Below are 251 nucleotides of genomic sequence, written 5' to 3'. Positions count from 1 at the left end.
CGCTGGCCCTGGTCCAGCTCGAACCGCGCGCCCTCCTCGACATCCAGCACCAGCCGGCGCAGTTCGCCGCGCTGCAATGCCGACCACCGCGGCCGGATCGCATCGTTGCCCAGCTGTTCCAGCGAACGCAGCTGGCGCAGGTCCACCAGCGCATCCACCCGCTGGTCGCCATCGGCCTGCACGCCGGCCGCCTCGGCCAAGGCCTGCAGCAGCGCAACGCGGCGGCGGACCTGCGCGTGGGCGGTACGCAA

The 251-nt window shown here is 73.3% G+C and carries 1 pseudogene; it reads right to left on the bottom strand.

The features are described 5' to 3' along the window. Nucleotides 1-251 (bottom strand): annotated as a pseudogene (locus ACQG3P_RS20985) (phosphoglycerate mutase); the annotation flags it as partial.

Origin of the sequence: Stenotrophomonas sp. SrG, assembly GCF_050031795.1 — a bacterium.
Taxonomy (GTDB): domain Bacteria; phylum Pseudomonadota; class Gammaproteobacteria; order Xanthomonadales; family Xanthomonadaceae; genus Stenotrophomonas; species Stenotrophomonas rhizophila_A.
Note: the sequence above shows the minus strand (reverse complement) of the source record. Positions and strands in the feature narration are given on the sequence as shown.